Here is a 16,127-nt window from a genome sequence, read left to right on the forward strand (position 1 = left end):
GTTCCCGGGAACGCACCAGATGGCGTACCGGTCGTCGTGGAACGGCGCGCGGCGCCCGCCGGGAGCGGCGCGGGAACGGTTCGGGAACGCGTCGTGCCAGAGTGACGGGCGTTGGTACGAGCCACCTTCCCGGAGCATCGATGAGCCAGCTCGGCATCGCGGGGGGCGATCGCCTCCGAGGATCCTTCAGCACCCACGCCGACGGCCGGCCCGACCCCGCGGCGGACGACGTCGCCGTGTGGGTCGAGGGGCGGATCCACAACAGCGCGGAGCTGCGGGCGAGGCTCGCCGGGCGTGGTGGGGACGGCCGTCCCTCCTCCGGGCTGCGCTGTCTGCTGCGGTCGCTGTACCTCGCCTTCGGCGCGGACTTCGCGCGGGGGCTGGACGGCGACTTCGCGGTCGTCGTCGCCGACCGCCGGGGGCCGCGCAGGCTGGTGGCCTGTACCGACCGGTCCGGCGTACGGCGCCTCTACTACACCTGGCGGCCGGACGAGCGACGCGTCCGGTTCGCCACGGAGTTGCCCACGCTGCTCGGCATGGCCGGGGTGGACGTCGTGGAGCACGAGGACGCGCTGGACGCCTACCTCGCGGCGGGCGCGCAGCTCGGCGAGCACACCATGTTCCGGGGTGTGAAGGTCCTGCCGCCGGGGGCCGCCCTGCTGGTCTCGCCGGACGGGCCGCGGCTGCGGACGCGGACCGAGGAGGACACCGAGCCGGCCCGCGCCGACCTGACGCGGCGGCCGGCCGCCCGGCTGCGGGCCCTGCTGCACGAGCAGTTGCTCAGCCTGCCCGCCGCGGACCCGGTCGCCGTGATCACCTCCGGCCGGCCCGGCGCCGACCTGCTGGCGAGGGTCGCGGCGTCCTCGGGGCGGCCGTTCCACGTCTTCCACGGCGGATGGCCGTCCGCCACGAGGGGACCCGCCGGGGTGCCCCGGCCCGGCCGGACGCCCCGGACCACCCACCACTGGGTGGAGGTGCGGCCGGACACCGTCCCCGACCGGCTGTGGCGGCCGCTGGGGCAGCTCGGCCAGCCGCACGCCGACCCGGAGCTGCTGCTCACGCACGCCCTGTGCAGCGCGGCCCAGGAGGCGGGCAGCCGCACCATCGTCGCCGGCAGCGGGGGCGACGAGCTGTTCGCCGGACATCCGCGCGTGGTGGACGCGCTGAGCGCTCCGGCGGGCCTGTCCTGGGTGCCCCGCTATCTGGACCAGCTGGCCGCCGTACCGCGCGCGCTGCGGAGCCGGCTCTACACCGCCGAGTACGCGTCGTCCCTGCGCCGCCACGGGGCCGGCCTGCCCGCCGGCCTGACGGAGCTGCTCAACGACGGGGAGCACGGCCGGGGCCGCCGGGTCCTCGCCGCCGAACTGCGGTACGTGCTGCCCGCGCAGGGGCTGCGTGCCCTGCCCCCGCTCGCCCGTTCGGCCCCGCAGCTGCCGTACTGCCGCCCCTCTGTGGTCCGGCTGGCGACCGCGCTCGCGGACCGGGGCGCGACACCGCCGCGGCCCGCCCAGGTGCTCGCGGAGGCCGCGCGCGGCCTGCCGCTCCTCGGGCCGCCGCGCCCCGCGCCGGAGGTCTTCAGCCCGGAACTCACCCGCGCGCTGGTCCCCGGCCGGCCCCTCGGCGACCTGGCCCGCGACGTCCTGTCGGACGCGGACCTCAGGGCGGACGGCCGGCTCCGCCCGGACCGGGTCGCCGCCCTCTTCAGCAGGCAGCGCATGCAGCCGACCGCCCTGGTGGCGCGCACCCTGTGGGCCCTTCTGGTGCACCGGCTGTGGCGGCACCGCTTCTTCGGCCCGGCCCGCTACCCCCAGGACGCCGGTGAGGCGTCCGCCTCCGCCTCACCGCTCGCCCCCGGGTCCTAGAACCTCTCGCCCGTCGGAGCCGGGCTCGCGGGCCCCGACCCGGCCCGAACCGAACGGCACTCCCCGTCCCGCCCGATCCGCCCCGCGCAGAGAGGACGTACCGCCATGACCGCTGCTCCCAGCAGCGCGCCCGCCGAGACACAGCACCCCTCCCTGAAGAAGGACGTCAACATCCTGAGGTGGCCGGCCGAGAGGCAACTGCGCGAGCAGTGCCGCAGGCTCGGTCTGCTGCGCCTCCTCGTGGTCGAGCGCAACCACGAGCCGCCCACCTGTTCGGACGTGCGCGAGGACTGGATCCGGATGCCGGCCACCTCCAAGGACTTCCAGGCCCGCATCACCGCCCTCCAACTGCGCGGTGTGTCCCACACCGTCCCCCATCTCGACCAGGACGGCATCCTGCGCATGGGAACGGCCGCCGTCGCGGTCTCGCCCCGGGAGGCGCAGCTGCTCCAGGTGCTGATCCAGCGCTTCGGCCGGACCGCCGCCCGCGAGGAGTTGCGCGCCCATCTGTCCGAGGACGGCAAGGAGGCCAGCCGCAACGCCCTCGACCTGCACATCAAACGCCTCCGCCGCCGGGTGCGCCCGCTCGGCCTGGCCATCCGCACGGCCTGGGGGCGCGGGTACGTCCTGGAGTACGACACGCCGAACCAGGCACGCGGCGCGGACATCTGAGCCATCGCCCACCGGCGCTTCACCTCCGCGCTCCACCGGCTGCGGCCCGTGGCGCCGGCAGCGCCACGAAGGGGCGGCCGAGGCCCGGGAGCCGTCCCCTGAACGGTCGGGTGCGGTCGCTCGCGTCGCGGCCTTCGGGAAGGGTGGCAGGTGCCGAGATCCGTGCGTCCGCCACAGTGAGGGAGATCCACCATGGCCGAGACCGGCGGCCCGGGAGCCGCGGAACCCAGCATCGCGGCGGGCCACGCCGAGGTCCACGAGCGGTGTCCCTTCGACGACACACGGGACTTCGAGGACGCGGAGCGCGGGTTCCTCGGCACGGCCGAGGAACCCGTGGTGCGCGGCGGCGACGGCGCGGCCGTGTGGGACCTGGCCGCCTACGCGTTCCTCGACCAGGACTGCCCCGACACCGCCAGCCCGAGCCTGTGGCGGCAGAGCCGGCTGGTGGCCCGGCACGGCCTGTTCGAGGTGGCCGGGGGCGTCTACCAGGTCCGCGGCTTCGACCTGTCGAACATGACGATCGTCGAGGGCGACCGCGGCGTCCTCGTGATCGATCCCCTCATCAGCGCGGAGACGGCCGCGGCGGCCCTCGCGCTGTACCGGCGGCACCGGGGGGACCGGCCGGTGTCCGGCGTGCTGTACACGCACAGCCACGTCGACCACTTCGGCGGCGTCAAAGGCGTGATCGGGCAGGAGGACGCCGACGGCGGGGTGCCGGTCATCGCCCCCGACGGCTTCCTCGCCCACGCGGTCAGCGAGAACGTCTACGCCGGTACGGCCATGGGCCGCCGTGCCGCCTACATGTACGGGGCCGCCCTGCCCGCCGGCGCACGCGGCCGGATCGGCGCCGGGCTCGGCCAGACCACGTCCACCGGCACCACCGGCCTGATCCCGCCCACCCTGGACGTGACGCGCACCGGGCAGAGCGAGACGGTCGACGGCATCCGCATGGTCTTCCAGCTCACCCCCGGCACCGAGGCGCCGGCCGAACTCAACATCCACTTCCCCGACCGCGCGGCGCTGTGCATGGCCGAGAACGCCACGCACACCCTCCACAACCTGCTCACCCTGCGCGGCGCCCAGGTCCGCGACCCGCATGTGTGGGCCCACCACCTCACCGAGGCCATCCAGCTGTTCGGCGACGCCACCGACGTGGTCTTCGCCTCCCACCACTGGCCGACGTGGGGCCGCGAACGCGTCCTCGCCTTCCTCGCCGAGCAGCGGGACCTGTACGCCTACCTGCACGACCAGACCCTGCGCATGCTGAACGAGGGGATGACGTCCCTGGAGATCGCCGAGGCCCTGCTGATGCCGCCGGCCCTGGAACGCGCCTGGCACACCCACGGCTACTACGGCTCGGTCAACCACGACGTCAAGGCGGTCTACCAGCACTACCTCGGCTGGTTCGACGGCAACCCCGCCCACCTCTGGGAGCACCCGCCGGCCGAAGCCGCCGCCCGCTACGTCGAGTTCATGGGCGGCGCCGACGCCGTCCTGCGCCGCGCCCGCGACTCCTACGCGGCCGGCGACTTCCGCTGGGTCGCCCAGGTCGTCAACCACGTGGTCTTCGCCGACCCCGGCAACGCGGAGGCGCGGACCCTGCAAGCCGACGCCCTCGAACAGCTCGGCTACGGCAGCGAGAACGGCACCTGGCGCAACTTCTACCTCACCGGCGCCCTGGAACTGCGCGACGGCCCGGTCGGCACCCCGACCGTGGCGGCCTCCCCGGACATCATGCGCGCCCTCACCCTCGACCAGCTCCTCGACGCCCTCGCCATCCGCGTCGACGGTCCCCGCAGCTGGGACGCCGACCTCGCGATCCGCTTCCGGGTGCGTGACGCGGAACCGATCGACCTGCGGCTGCGCAACGGCGTCCTGATCCACACCACCGGGACGACACCGGGCACACGCGCCCCCGACACGGAGATCGCCCTGGCGGAGGCCGATCTGAGGGCCGTTCTCCTCGGCGACGCCGACCTCGCCGACCTGGCAGCCCAGGGCCGCGCCGAGATCTCCGGCGCCCCCGACACCTTCGCGACCCTCCTCGGCCATCTCACCACCCCCGACCCGGACTTCACCATCGTCACCCCGTGACCCACCGCAGCCTGCCGAACGGGAGGCTCACGAGAGCAGGTCCGAGGGCTCGCCGGCCTTCACGCTGACTTGACGGGCGCGGAGTACGCCTCAGCCGGCTGCGCCGCTACGGGGCCTGGCAGGACGGGCTGGCGGATGCGCTGCGCCTGTCGGAGGCCATGAGGTACAAGGCCGCGGTGGCCGGTCCGGACTTCGGCGGCGGCAAGAGCGTGATCGCCCTCGGCAAGGACACCGAACACGGTCCACCGCGCCCGCTGGGCCGCCCGGTCTCAGGTCAGGGGGTGACCACGCGGTGCCTGTGTGTGAGAGTCTGCCGGGTATGCCGACCTTCGACATGTACGCCGACGGCCCGGACGCCCCGCACTGGGAAGTGCCCGCCTCCGGCGCCGCCCGGTTCAGCTGGGAGTACGACGACGGACGCGAACGGCTCCTCGCCCTCTACCAGAAGGGCAAGGACAAGCAGTGGGACGGGGCCAGGCGCATCGACTGGGGCCTGGAGGTCGATCCGTACGACGCGCTCGGTACGCCGGACGAGGCCATGTCCGTGTACGGCAGCCGCTACTGGGCGATGATGTCCGAGCGCGACCGGGCCGAGCTGCGCCGGCACTACGCCTCCTGGCAGTTCAGCCAGTTCCTGCACGGCGAGCAGGGCGCCATGGTCTGCGCGGCACGGATCGTGGAGTCGGCGCCGGACCTGGACGCGAAGTTCTTCTCCGCCACCCAGACCATGGACGAGGCCCGGCACGCCGAGATCTACGGCCGCTTCCTGCACGAGAAGATCGGGCTGGTCTACCCGGTCGACGACACCTTGCAGGCGCTTCTGGGCGACACGCTGCGCGACAGTCGGTGGGACATGCCGTACCTGGGGATGCAGGTGCTCGTCGAAGGGCTCGCGCTGGCCGCCTTCGGTCTGATCCGGGACACCACGGACAAGCCGCTGCCCCGGCAGATACTCGCGTACGTGATGCAGGACGAGGCGCGGCACGTCGCCTTCGGGCGGATGGCACTGCGCGACTACTACCGGCAGCTCACCGACGCCGAACTGCGCGAGCGCGAGGAGTTCGTCGTCGAGGGCTGCCATCTGATGCGCGACCGGCTGCGCGGGACCCAGGTGCTGGAGAACTTCGGCATCCCGAGGGCCGAGACGGAACGGCTCAGTGAGGAGTCCGGGGGGCTGCGGCTGTTCCGCAAGCTGCTGTTCAGCCGGATCGTGCCGTGCGTGAAGGACATCGGGCTGTGGGGCAGACGACTGCAGCAAGCGTATGTCGACCTGGGCGTGCTGGAGTTGGGGGACTCCGACCTGGACCTGCTCATGAACCAGGACGAGGAGATCGCCGAACGCCTCGACGCCGAGCGGTTCGCGGCGGAGGAGCGGGAACGGATGGCCGAGATACACGCGACCGTGCGGGAGGGAGCAGCCGGAGACGTCCAGGCGGACGGGGAGGACCGGGCGCGGTAGCCGGAGGCGGCCAGGGGCCGCGGGACGTGGCGTGAACTGTTCGCGTCGGATCCTGCGGGTCTCCACAGGGGGCATATAGGGTCAACGCATGAGTCTGACGCCACGGTTGATCGTCCCTGACCCCGACACCGCCGCGACCTACTACCAGAAGGCCATGGGCGCCAAGGAGGTCTTCCGCGCCGAGGACGACAGCGGCCGCGTGATGGTCGTCGTCCTGCAGATCGGCGGTTCCCCGCTCTCCCTGTCCCCCGCCGTGTCCGAGTGGGGCTGGCTCTCGCCCGACGACGTCGGCGGCTCCCCGGTCCTCCTGGAGGCGGAATTCACGGATCAGGACGCCGTCGCCGAGCGGATGGTCGCCGGCGGCGGCACCGTGGTCGTACCGGTGGAGAACCGGCCGTACGGCAAGCGGGAGGGACGCCTGCGCGACCCGTTCGGTCACCTGTGGATCGTCACCGGTCCCCTGCGCTGAGACACCGGCCCCTCCTCGCGGGGTCGATACCCGCGAGGAGCCGGCAGCAGGAGGTCTCGTGATCCGCGATCGTCTCAGACGGCTCGCACGGGCCACGGCGAAGGCCGGTAGGAATAGGCCTCGGTGCCCTTGCGCACCCCTTGCCTGACGGCCATAGGCAGCATCAGGTCGCGTATCACGCGGGTGATCCACCGGTCGGGGGTCATCACCGCCCCCGTCTGCCGGGCCTGCTTCGCCATCGCGGCGACCCGCTCCCGCCGGGGCTTCTCGAACGCGGCGAACGCACGCGGCGCGGACGAGTGTTCGTGCAGTGCCAGGGCGAGTTCGTAGGCGTCCTCCAGGCCGAGCGCGGCGCCGGCCCCCAGGTGCGGGGCCACCGCGTGCGCCGCGTCCCCCAGCACCGCGGCGCTCCCCCGGTGCCAGGTGTCCAGGGGCGGCACCTCGTGAACCGGCCACCGGCCGACCGGTCCGGCGGCGGCCTTCAGGACGCGCCGGATCACGGCGGGGTCGGGGCGGTGTCGGTCGGCCAGCCCCGCCACCCACCGCGCGTCGTCGATCTCGGCGAGTTCGGCGAAGGTGCGTTCACGGGACTCCTGGTGGTTCTCGAACCACCACACGACGCCGGGCGACACCACCTGGTACCCGAAGAATCCGCGCAGACCGAAGACCATGTGGAACCGGCCGTCCACGGGCAGTTCCGCGGCGTCGATCTCGGACCTGCCCCCTGAGCCGACCACCTCGGTATAGGTGGGCCGGGGCGCGTCGGGGAGCAGCAGCCGGCGCGTGGCGGAGTTCACGCCGTCGCAGCCCAGCACGATGTCGGCCTCGGCGTGCGTGCCGTCCTCAAAGCCGATGCGCCAGCGGCCGTCGCCGTTCTCGTCCAGTGCGACGAGGCGCTTGGCGGTATGCAGCTTCGCCCCGTTGTCGGTGGCCGCCTCGCGCAGGGCGCCGCTGAGTTCGCCACGCATGATGTTGGTGGTGCGTTCCGGGTTCCAGGAGAGTTCCCGGCCTCTGTGGTTGGTGAAGTCGATGGACGTCGCCACGACGCCCTGGTCGAGGATCCGGTCGGCCAGCCCCAGACGCTCCAGTACGGCCCGCCCGTTCGGGGCGAGGTTGAGGAACGAGCCGACGTCCTGCGCCCGGCGCACGTGTGCCTCGTACAGGTTCACCTCGAAACCCAGCCTGGCCAGGCACAGGGACAGCAGTGGCCCGGTGATGCCGGCGCCGACGACGGCGACCCGGTGGCTCGGTGTGGTGTTCTCGTTCGTCATCGTGTGCTCCTGATCGTGACCGTGGTCAGTGGCCGGGGCGGCCGCTTCCACTCCGGCATGCCTTGCCGATCACCGGGCGGCCCCACACGAACGTGTCGCGGTTCTTTCGGCGTCCCCGCCGCGTTCGTCGCGGTGGAGCACGCGCCACGCCCAGAGCCGGAATCCGGTCCCCGCCGAGGCGGAATCCACCCGGCATCGGCCTGGAATCGAGACGCGGCAGGATCGGGCACACGGGGGCCGGTGACGAAGTCACACGGGAATCCGGCGTCGGAGCCAGCCAGTCGAACCTCACGCACGCGTCCAAGCGTCCTCCCGGACCGGTTCCGGGAGCACCGTCGGCCGTCCTTCCGGCGGCGGTGCCGCGGGGACGCGCGCATGCCCCGACGCCGCCGCCGGACCTCGGCCACGAGTTGTCGCTCGTCACGGGAGAACGGGGGCAGGACCATGGCCACGCTGACTCACAAGAAGGAAGTCAGGTTCCTTCGCTGGCCGGTGCAGAGCCACGAACGCGACCAGCTGCGCGAGGCGGGACTGCCGTGCCTGCTGGTCCTGGAGGGTCAGACGGCGCCGCCGAGCGACATCTCCCCCATCGAGGACTGGGTGCGCCCGCCGGTGGACCGGCTCGACCTGGCGGCTCGCGTCCACACGCTTCAGCGGCGCACCGGAACCGAATTCGTACCGGCGCTGGATCCCACCGGGATTCTCTACTACGGCAGTCAGTCGGTGCCCATGTCCGAGGCGCAGAGCGAGATGATGCGGTGCTTCCTGGCCGACTTCGGCCATCTCGTCCGCCGGGACACGCTGAAGGACGCCTTGGGCCGGATCAGGAACGAGACGGTCACCAGCAACGCGGTGGACCTGCACATCATGCGGCTGCGTCAGCGGCTGGACGGCGTACGGCTGAGTCTGCGCACCGTGTGGGGGCGGGGCTACATCCTCGAGACCGCCACCTGATCCGGCCGGGCCCCGGAACGCGCGCCTGCACGTTCCGGGGTGCTGCTCGGCGCGGTCAGCCCGCCTGAGGGCGCCAGCGCTCGTGCACTTTGCCACGCAGTTCGTGGAGTTCGGTGAACGGCATCGTGGCGCGGCCCATGAGGTGCGCTGCCCCTGAGGTGCCGGCGGTGCCTGGCTGTTCGCCGAGCATCTTCATGACCAGGCCCACATGACCGATCTTCCACTGGAAGAAGCCGTTGCCGACCCTGAGCATCGCCTCGACGACCCGGTGGAGCGAGCCCGCCTCGACCCCCGCGGTGACGATCTCCTCCAGGTCGGCGCCGATCCGCTCCAGCCCGGAGCGGAAGGCGAGGAACAGGGAACCGGACCGGGTGGCGCTGCCGAGAACCCTCTCCAGTTGGTGGGACTGGCTGGACTGGGCGCCGCTGGCCCTGCCGAGGTACTTACGGAACTGGGCGAAGTCCTCCGCCGGCAGTCGTTCGAGCGCCATGAGCTGCTCGTGCAGCAGGCGCAGCAGCTCGCTGCACCGGTAGAGCAGGTCGACGGACCGCTCCAGGTCCACGGTGGTCATCGTCAGGAAGTGGCCCTCTACGGCGGCGAGGTCGCCCAGGATCTGCTTCAGCCACAGCTCGCAGGTCTGGTGGCTGACGATGAAGAACTGTTCGGAGAGCAGCGTGGCGAGGTCCGCGTCGTCCTGCGGGGTGCGGGGCTGCTGGAGCGTCAGCAGCTCGTCGAGCTTCAGGTAGGAGGCGTAGGTCACCTCGGTGGGCGTCACCGCTGCCTCTTCTCACGGACGAGGGCGACCAGGCGTTCCACTCCGGTGATGAGCTGTTCCCGCTCGACGCAGAACGCGATCCGGACCAGGCCGGATGCGACACCGCCGGGCTTCAGCGGTCGCATCGTGCCGTCCGCGGCGAATTCGGGCCGTGCGGAGAACCCGCTGCCGGGGACCACCACGACGTCGTGGCGGAGCATGAGTTCGGCGCTGAACTCCTCGCCGGTCAGACCGGTGCAGGAGATGTCGGCCATGGCGTACCAGCCGCCGCCGGGCAGTGCGGGCAGCAGTCCTTCCTCGACCAGCGGGGCGAGCGCGGCGTCCCGGTTCCCTCGGACGAAGTCGTGGTTGTGGGCGAGGGCTCCAGAGGCGTCCAGGGCGGCCAGTCCGGCGTACTGGACGGGCGCGTTGGGGGCGATGATGCAGGATTCCTGGACGCTGCGCATGGCGGCGGCCGTCTCCGGCCGCGACACCGCGACGTAGCCGAGCCGGTAGCCGGTCATCGCCGGCCCCTTGGAGAAGGTGAAGACGCTGTTGACGATGCGCTGCGTCGCGGGACGGTCGCGCTCCAGGGCGGCGATGGACAGGTGGGGGCCGGAGAACGCGAAGTCCTCGTAGGCCTCGTCGCTGATGATCTGCCAGCCCCGCTCGTCGGCGATCTCGTACAGGGTCTGTTGCAGCGGGAGGCCGGCGACCGCACCGGTGGGATTGGCGGGGGTGTTGAGCAGCAGCGCCCGGGTCGCGGAAGTGGCCGCCTGCCGGATCGACTCGGGGTCGGGCGCGAAGTGCTCGTCGAGCTTGTAGAACACCGGACGGAATCCGGCGAGGAGGGCCTGTTGCAGGTGCACGGGCCAGTGGATCTCCGGCATCAGGATCTCCGCGCCCGAGTCGGCGAGGCAGCGCATCAGGGCGCTGAGCCCCTGACACGACCCGGGGGTGAGGAAGAGCCGGGCGGGTTCGGTGTCGACGCGGTTGACGGTGTCGAGCTTGTCCGCGAGACGCTCACGGAGTTCCGGGAGCCCCTGTACGTCTATGTAGCGGGCCCGGCCCTCCTGGGCGGCGGCGGCGAACTCCTTGGCGACGGAGTCCGGCGGGCCGAAAGCCGGCTCGCCCACGTGCAGCTTGATCTGGCCGGGGTGCTCCCGCTCGCGCTCGTTGGCGATCCGGAAGGACTCGTACAGCCAGGAGGAGGGGATCGCCGAGGCCGGGGCGAAATACGGTGAAACGGTCTGCGTCATCTGAGTCTTGCCTTTCCGCTGAGTGCAGGGCCGGCCGGATCAGGCAGGCCGGGTGGTACTGCTGAGCCGTGGCTCAGGCCGTGCGCCCGCCGTCCACGGACACCAGGGAACCGGTGACCCAGGACGAGGTCTCGGGGTCGACCAGGTGGCACACCCAAGCCGCCACCTCCGGCGCCAGGCCGAAACGCCTCAAGGGGGTGCCGGCCACGATGCTCTCGCGCAGGGTGTCGGCGTCCCCGCCCGCCGCCAGGTCCCACAGACCCGTGTCGACCGGGCCGGGCAGTACGGCGTTCACCCGGACCTCGGGCGCCAGCTCCACGGCGAGCGACCTGGTCAGGGAGTTCAGGGCGGCCTTGCTCGCCCCGTAGAACGACCGGTTCGGCATCGCGAGAACGCCGCCGACGGAGGACACGTTGACCACACAGCCCCGGCTGGCGCGCAGCAGGGGCAGCAGCGCCCGGATCAGCAGGGCGGGAGCCACCAGGTTGGTGTCGATCATCTCCCGCAGGTCCGCCTCGGCGGCGTCCTCCAGGCGGTCGAAGACCGCGTGCCCGGCGTTGTTGACCAGGGCGTCGACGCCGCCGAGCACCTCCACGGCGCGTTCCGCGATCCGCGCGGCGGCGTCGGGGGCGGTGATGTCCACGGCGTACGGCACCGCGGTGCCCGCGCCTTCGGCCCGTGCCTTCGCCGTCACCTCCGTGAGCCGGTCGGCCCGTCGTCCGACCGCCAGGACGTCGGCGCCCAGCCCGGCCGCGCGCGTGACCACGGCGGCGCCGATGCCCGAACCGCCGCCGGTGACGACCAGCCGAAGGCCTGCCCAGGGACTGCTCATGTGCCGAACCGCCTCCTTCTCGTATGGACGGGAATCCGCCGCGCCAGGTCCTCCAGCACCGGCGCGGGATCGTCGAAGACGTGGAAGTGGCCTCCGTGTCCGATGGCGAGGCTCGTGTTCCCGGTGGTGAGCCGGCCCCAGTGGCGGCCGGCCAGGACGGGTACGAGGGGGTCTCCCCGGGCGATGCAGACGTGCACGTCGCAGTGGAGCCGCACCGGGTCCTGGCAGGAGAGGTAGCGCTCGTGCGCGGCGATGTCCGCCCGCATCGCGGGGAGCAGCAGGTCGCGCAGCTCGGTCTGCGACGCGATGTCGGGGTCGATGCCCCCGAGGGCGACGAGGTGTTCCCACAACTCCTCGTCGGGTAGGAGGTGTTCGTCGCGAGGGGGCCGGGCCGGGTCCCCGGGGGCCCAGGCGCCGGACGCGACGAGAAGGGCCACGTCGAGGCCTGCCCCGGGGCACCTGCGGGCCACCTCGCAGGCGACGGCCGAACCGAAGCTGTGGCCGAAGAGCAGCAGGTCCGCCGGTGGAAGCCGGGTCAGGTCGGCGACGATCTCCTCGGCGATCGCGCCGATGTCCTCCGCCGGCGGCTCCCCCAGCCGGTCGCCGTGCCCGGGGTACTGCGCGGCGCACAGCTCGACGCTACCGGGGAACGCGGCGGGGAGCGCGGCTCGCCAGCCGGCGAAGTTCTCCGCGCGGCCGCCGGAGTGCGGCAGCCCGAGCAGCCGGAGCCCGGGGCGTTCCGAGTGCGCCACCCTGCGCACGGATCCGCGGTGCACGCCCATGGCCGATTCCCCCTTCGCCGTCTCGGATGTGAGAGTCGCACGCACGCCCGGGACCGCCGCGGAAACCTTCATCATTCATTCAGCGCGGCCCGGGGCGCGGGCGCGAAGGGTGAGGATCGAGACCGGAAACGAGCACCCCCGTAGTGGCCCGGTGTCCACGCCGAGCCCTTCGCGAAGGCCCGGTGTCCGGGCCGAAAGGAGTCTCCTGGTGGTCTCCTCCCCCAGCGGCGCCGTTGGCGACGGCCCGGACGACGACACCTCCGGGGCGGATCTCGACCTCACCGACCCGACGGCGTTCGTCGAGCACGACCCGTACGCGTACTGGGACCGGATGCGGCGCAGTGATCCGGTGCGCTGGCATCCCCCCGCGGACGGCCGCCCCGGGTTCTGGGCGGTGGCCCGGCACCGTGACGTCCAGACCTGTTACAAGGACGCGGCCCGGCTGAGCTCGGCCCGGGGGACGGTGCTGGACGTCCTGCTGGGCGGCGGCGACTCGGCCGGCGGGCGGATGCTGGCGGTGATGGACCAGCCCCGCCACCGCGAGCTGCGCCAGGCGATGCTGCGCGCCTTCTCGCCACGGGTGCTCCGGCGCGTCGAGCAGGCGGTGCGGCAGCGGGCCGACACCCTGGTGGCCGCCGTGGTCGGTACGGGCGAGGCCGACGCCGCTCGGGACGTCGCGGAGCATCTGCCGCTCAACACCATCTGCGACCTGCTGGAACTGCCCGCCGCCGACCGGCCCTCGCTGCTGGCCTGGAACAAGCGCGCGCTGTCGTCGGAGAGCGCCGAGGACGACCCCTTCGACGCGCTGGAGGCCCGCAACGAGATCCTGTCGTACTTCGTGGACGTGGTCCGCGAGCGTCGACGGCGCCCCGGCGAGGACGTGATCAGCATGCTCGCCGGCGCCCGGGTGGAGGGCGAGCCGATGGCGGAGGACGATCTCGCCCTCAACTGCTACAGCCTCATCCTGGGCGGCGACGAGTCCACGCGGGTGACCACGATCGGGGCCCTGCACGCGCTGGGCGCCCACGAGGAGCAGTGGCACCGGCTGCGCGCCGGAGAGGTGGCGGTGCGGTCGGCGGTGGAGGAGGTGCTGCGCTGGGTGACCCCGGCCATGCATTTCGCCCGTACGGCCACCGTCGACCTGCGGATCGGGGCTGCCGAGGTGTCGGCGGGCGACATCGTCACCCTGTGGAACACCTCGGCCAACAACGATCCCGAGGTCTTCGCCTGGCCCCGCGTCTTCGACGTCGGCAGGGCTCACAACCCGCACCTCGCCCTCGGGCACGGCCCTCACTTCTGCCTGGGCGCCTTCCTCGGCCGGCTGGAGCTGTCCGCCGTACTGGACTCGCTGGTGCGCCGGGTGAAGCGGATCGAGATCCTGGCGGAACCGCCGCGTGTCTACTCCACCTTCCTGTTCGGCCACAGCGCCCTGCGTCTGCGGCTCGACTGAGCCGCGTCCGCCTTGCGTTCGGACGTCCCCCGGGGCCGGCGTGGGCCACGCGGGCCCGTCCCCGTCTGGACCGCGGCCCGCGCCGTTTGCGAGCCGTGCTCCGCCGGGTTCAGTCCGCGGTCAGCAGGGCGGCCAGCTCCACCATGGTGGACCGCTCGAAGACGGCCCGCACCGGCAGGGTCATCCCCCATTCGTCCCGCACCGCCTTGGCGAGCCGCACCGCCAGCACCGAATGTCCGCCCCGGTCGAAGAAGTTGTCGTCCGGCGCGACCACGGACACCCCGAGCACCCGGGAGGTCAGCGCGCACAGCGCGGCCACCCGGTCAAAGGGGGCGACGGTGACGGCCGGCCCACCGGGCGGCGTGGCGGCACTGACGGCCGCCCGTCGCTGCAGGTCGCGCCGGTCGATCTTGCCGTTGCTGGTCATCGGCAGGGATCCCGCCACCTCGACGCGAGAGGGCACCATGTGCGCGGGCAACCGTGCCGCGAGCCGCCCGCGCAGGTCCTCCGCGAGGTCGTCGGCCGGGTCCGCGCCGGGCACCACGAAGGCGACGAGGCGCGCCGAGTCCACCTCGCCGACCACGACCACCGCGGCGAGCCGGACTCCGTCGCAGGTTTCCAACGCCGCCTCGACCTCGCCCAGTTCAACCCGGAAGCCGCGCAGCTTGACCTGGCGGTCGGCGCGGCCCGTGAAGTAGAGCGTGCCGTCCTTGTCCCGGTGGCCGAGGTCGCCGGAGCGGTACATCCGGCTCCCGGGGCGGCCGTACGGGTCCGCGACGAAGCGCTCCGCGGTCAGGGCGGGCCGGTTGAGGTAGCCGAGGGCCTCACCCTCGCCCACCAGGTAGAGCTCGCCGTCCTCGCCGGGCTGGCAGGGCTTGAGGTCGACGTCGAGCACCCGGACCTCGTTGCCCGGCCACGGCTCGCCGATGCTGACCGGTTCGCCCGGCCGCACCGGGCCCGCCATGGTCACTCCGACGGTCATCTCGGTGGGCCCGTACCCGTTGAACATGCGCCTGCCGGGCGCCCACCTGGCCACCAGCGCCCGAGTGCAGGAGTCGCCGGTGGAGAGCACCACCCCGCCGGGCAGGACACCGTCCGGGTCGGTGGCGGTCAGCGCGACCGGAGGCAGCACCGCGTGGCTGATCCGCCGGTCGATCAGGGTGCGGCGCAGCTCCTCTCCGGGCAGCACCGCGCGATCGTCGGTGAGCACCAGGGTCGCCCCCGACAGCAGGGCCAGCGTGAGGTCCCAGAAGCCGGCGTCGAAGTTGAACGAGGCCCACTGGAGCACCCGGTCTCCGGGGCCGGGGCCTATCCAGCGCCGCTGCGTCTCGGCGAGCGCCGCCATGCCCGCGTGGGGGATCACCACGCCCTTGGGCGTCCCGGTGGAGCCAGAGGTGTAGATGACATACGCGGTGTCCTCGGCCTGCAGCGGCCGCCGCCGCTCGTCGTCGGTGACCGGCCGGTCCGGACAGGGAGCAGGGTCGGGGGCGGCCAGGTCGAGGGTTTCCAGTCCGGTGACGCGTACCGGCGGGTGGCCGGTGTGCAGCAGGGTCCGCAGCCCCGAGTCGGCGAACATGTGGTGCAGCAGCGCGGCGGGATAACCGGGGTCCAGGGGGACGTAGCCCGCCCCGGCGGTCGTCACGGCGAGGGCCGCCGTCACCTGGTCGATGCCGCGGGGTACACAGATCCCGACGAGGTCACCGGGGCCGAGGCCGTTCGCGATCAGCCGCCGGGCCAGCCGGTTCACCCGGGCCGCGAGTTCGCCGTACGTCAGCGTGGTGCTCTCGCTCTCGACCGCCGGCCGGTCGCGGTGCTCGGCCACCACCCGTTCGAAGAGCACGGGAAGGGTTTCGGCCGCGCAGGTGCCGGGGGCGGTGGACACGTCCGCCGCGGACGGGTGGAGGCGCACGTCCGGCCAGACGCGTTCGACGTGGGCGCGGGCGCGGTCCAGGGAGGTCGCGGGCAGTTCCACCCGCCAGCCGGCGGGGGCCGGCAGCCGGGCGGGCCACAGGGACCGCTGGCCGCGCCGGTTGCACAGGACCAGGTAGCTCTCGTCACGGTCTTCGAAAGGGTTGGCTGGCATCGAGCGACCTCCTGTGTGACGGTGCCGCCGGATGGGTCCGGCGCCCCACGAGGGCGCCGCGCGCGACACAGGTACCCCACCCTGACGCGGGCGGGCGGCGGGGCCCGCGCGGCCGGAAAGGAACCTGAAGGTCCTCTCAGCTTTCTTTCAGCGGCGGCCGCGCGGGCGACGACCGTCGTTACGTTG

General features: G+C 72.9%; 13 protein-coding genes. 7 read left to right on the forward strand and 6 right to left on the reverse strand.

Annotation, left to right across the window (positions count from 1 at the left end):
• Window positions 1-140: 140 nt before the first annotated feature.
• The 5 genes from AB0N63_RS31610 (at window position 141) to AB0N63_RS31630 (ending at window position 6,556) form a co-directional block, all read left to right on the forward strand.
• Complete coding sequence (locus AB0N63_RS31610; protein WP_365534429.1) at window positions 141-1,862, forward strand: asparagine synthase-related protein; 1,722 nt, start codon at window positions 141-143, stop codon at window positions 1,860-1,862.
• 105 nt (window positions 1,863-1,967) lie between these two features.
• A complete protein-coding gene (locus tag AB0N63_RS31615) occupies window positions 1,968-2,534 on the forward strand; it encodes a helix-turn-helix domain-containing protein (protein ID WP_365534431.1) in 567 nt (188 codons plus the stop codon).
• A gap of 192 nt (window positions 2,535-2,726) precedes the next feature.
• Complete coding sequence (locus tag AB0N63_RS31620; protein WP_365534434.1) at window positions 2,727-4,628, forward strand: alkyl sulfatase dimerization domain-containing protein; 1,902 nt, start codon at window positions 2,727-2,729, stop codon at window positions 4,626-4,628.
• 319 nt (window positions 4,629-4,947) lie between these two features.
• The gene (locus AB0N63_RS31625; protein WP_365534436.1) at window positions 4,948-6,087 is read left to right on the forward strand and encodes a ferritin-like domain-containing protein; all 1,140 of its coding nucleotides are present in this window, start codon (window positions 4,948-4,950) and stop codon (window positions 6,085-6,087) included.
• A gap of 88 nt (window positions 6,088-6,175) precedes the next feature.
• Window positions 6,176-6,556, forward strand: coding sequence for a VOC family protein (locus tag AB0N63_RS31630; protein ID WP_353605190.1), 381 nt, complete (start codon window positions 6,176-6,178; stop codon window positions 6,554-6,556).
• A 74-nt stretch (window positions 6,557-6,630) separates the two neighbouring features.
• On the opposite strand, the gene AB0N63_RS31635 is transcribed toward AB0N63_RS31630, so the two are convergent.
• Window positions 6,631-7,827, reverse strand: coding sequence for an NAD(P)/FAD-dependent oxidoreductase (locus AB0N63_RS31635; RefSeq protein ID WP_365534438.1), 1,197 nt, complete (start codon window positions 7,825-7,827; stop codon window positions 6,631-6,633).
• A gap of 444 nt (window positions 7,828-8,271) precedes the next feature.
• Here AB0N63_RS31635 and AB0N63_RS31640 point away from each other — a divergent pair, with 444 nt between their 5' ends.
• Window positions 8,272-8,781: a helix-turn-helix domain-containing protein gene (locus AB0N63_RS31640; RefSeq protein WP_365534441.1), complete on the forward strand. Its 510-nt coding sequence runs from the start codon at window positions 8,272-8,274 to the stop codon at window positions 8,779-8,781.
• A 55-nt stretch (window positions 8,782-8,836) separates the two neighbouring features.
• On the opposite strand, the gene AB0N63_RS31645 is transcribed toward AB0N63_RS31640, so the two are convergent.
• The 4 genes from AB0N63_RS31645 to AB0N63_RS31660 all read right to left on the reverse strand — a co-directional run bounded on the left by AB0N63_RS31645 (window position 8,837) and on the right by AB0N63_RS31660 (window position 12,408).
• Window positions 8,837-9,556 (reverse strand): tryptophan 2,3-dioxygenase family protein, encoded by a 720-nt coding sequence (locus AB0N63_RS31645; RefSeq protein ID WP_365534444.1) that lies wholly within the window; start codon window positions 9,554-9,556, stop codon window positions 8,837-8,839.
• Window positions 9,553-10,794 (reverse strand): pyridoxal phosphate-dependent aminotransferase, encoded by a 1,242-nt coding sequence (locus AB0N63_RS31650; RefSeq protein ID WP_365534446.1) that lies wholly within the window; start codon window positions 10,792-10,794, stop codon window positions 9,553-9,555. The genes AB0N63_RS31645 and AB0N63_RS31650 overlap by 4 nt, the downstream gene beginning before the upstream one ends.
• 73 nt (window positions 10,795-10,867) lie before the next feature.
• Entirely contained in the window at window positions 10,868-11,626 is a 759-nt protein-coding gene (locus AB0N63_RS31655) for an SDR family oxidoreductase (protein ID WP_365534448.1), read from the reverse strand.
• Window positions 11,623-12,408 (reverse strand): alpha/beta fold hydrolase, encoded by a 786-nt coding sequence (locus tag AB0N63_RS31660; RefSeq protein WP_365534450.1) that lies wholly within the window; start codon window positions 12,406-12,408, stop codon window positions 11,623-11,625. The genes AB0N63_RS31655 and AB0N63_RS31660 overlap by 4 nt, the downstream gene beginning before the upstream one ends.
• Before the next feature lie 208 nt (window positions 12,409-12,616).
• On the opposite strand from AB0N63_RS31660, the gene AB0N63_RS31665 reads away from it, so the two are divergent.
• A complete protein-coding gene (locus tag AB0N63_RS31665) occupies window positions 12,617-13,858 on the forward strand; it encodes a cytochrome P450 (protein WP_365534453.1) in 1,242 nt (413 codons plus the stop codon).
• Between the two features lie 109 nt (window positions 13,859-13,967).
• Here AB0N63_RS31665 and AB0N63_RS31670 read toward each other — a convergent pair whose 3' ends face one another.
• Complete coding sequence (locus AB0N63_RS31670; protein WP_365534454.1) at window positions 13,968-15,941, reverse strand: amino acid adenylation domain-containing protein; 1,974 nt, start codon at window positions 15,939-15,941, stop codon at window positions 13,968-13,970.
• Between the last annotated feature and the right edge of the window lie 186 nt (window positions 15,942-16,127).

This window comes from Streptomyces sp. NPDC093260, assembly GCF_040683715.1.
GTDB classification, from domain to species: Bacteria; Actinomycetota; Actinomycetes; order Streptomycetales; family Streptomycetaceae; genus Streptomyces; species Streptomyces sennicomposti.

Coding starts and splice junctions, on each gene's coding strand:
- AB0N63_RS31610 (WP_365534429.1), top strand. CDS start 141: ATGAGCCAGCTCGGCATCGCGGGGGGCGATCGCCTCCGAGGATCCTTC.
- AB0N63_RS31615 (WP_365534431.1), top strand. CDS start 1,968: ATGACCGCTGCTCCCAGCAGCGCGCCCGCCGAGACACAGCACCCCTCC.
- AB0N63_RS31620 (WP_365534434.1), top strand. CDS start 2,727: ATGGCCGAGACCGGCGGCCCGGGAGCCGCGGAACCCAGCATCGCGGCG.
- AB0N63_RS31625 (WP_365534436.1), top strand. CDS start 4,948: ATGCCGACCTTCGACATGTACGCCGACGGCCCGGACGCCCCGCACTGG.
- AB0N63_RS31630 (WP_353605190.1), top strand. CDS start 6,176: ATGAGTCTGACGCCACGGTTGATCGTCCCTGACCCCGACACCGCCGCG.
- AB0N63_RS31635 (WP_365534438.1), bottom strand. CDS start 7,827: ATGACGAACGAGAACACCACACCGAGCCACCGGGTCGCCGTCGTCGGC.
- AB0N63_RS31640 (WP_365534441.1), top strand. CDS start 8,272: ATGGCCACGCTGACTCACAAGAAGGAAGTCAGGTTCCTTCGCTGGCCG.
- AB0N63_RS31650 (WP_365534446.1), bottom strand. CDS start 10,794: ATGACGCAGACCGTTTCACCGTATTTCGCCCCGGCCTCGGCGATCCCC.
- AB0N63_RS31655 (WP_365534448.1), bottom strand. CDS start 11,626: ATGAGCAGTCCCTGGGCAGGCCTTCGGCTGGTCGTCACCGGCGGCGGT.
- AB0N63_RS31660 (WP_365534450.1), bottom strand. CDS start 12,408: ATGGGCGTGCACCGCGGATCCGTGCGCAGGGTGGCGCACTCGGAACGC.
- AB0N63_RS31670 (WP_365534454.1), bottom strand. CDS start 15,941: ATGCCAGCCAACCCTTTCGAAGACCGTGACGAGAGCTACCTGGTCCTG.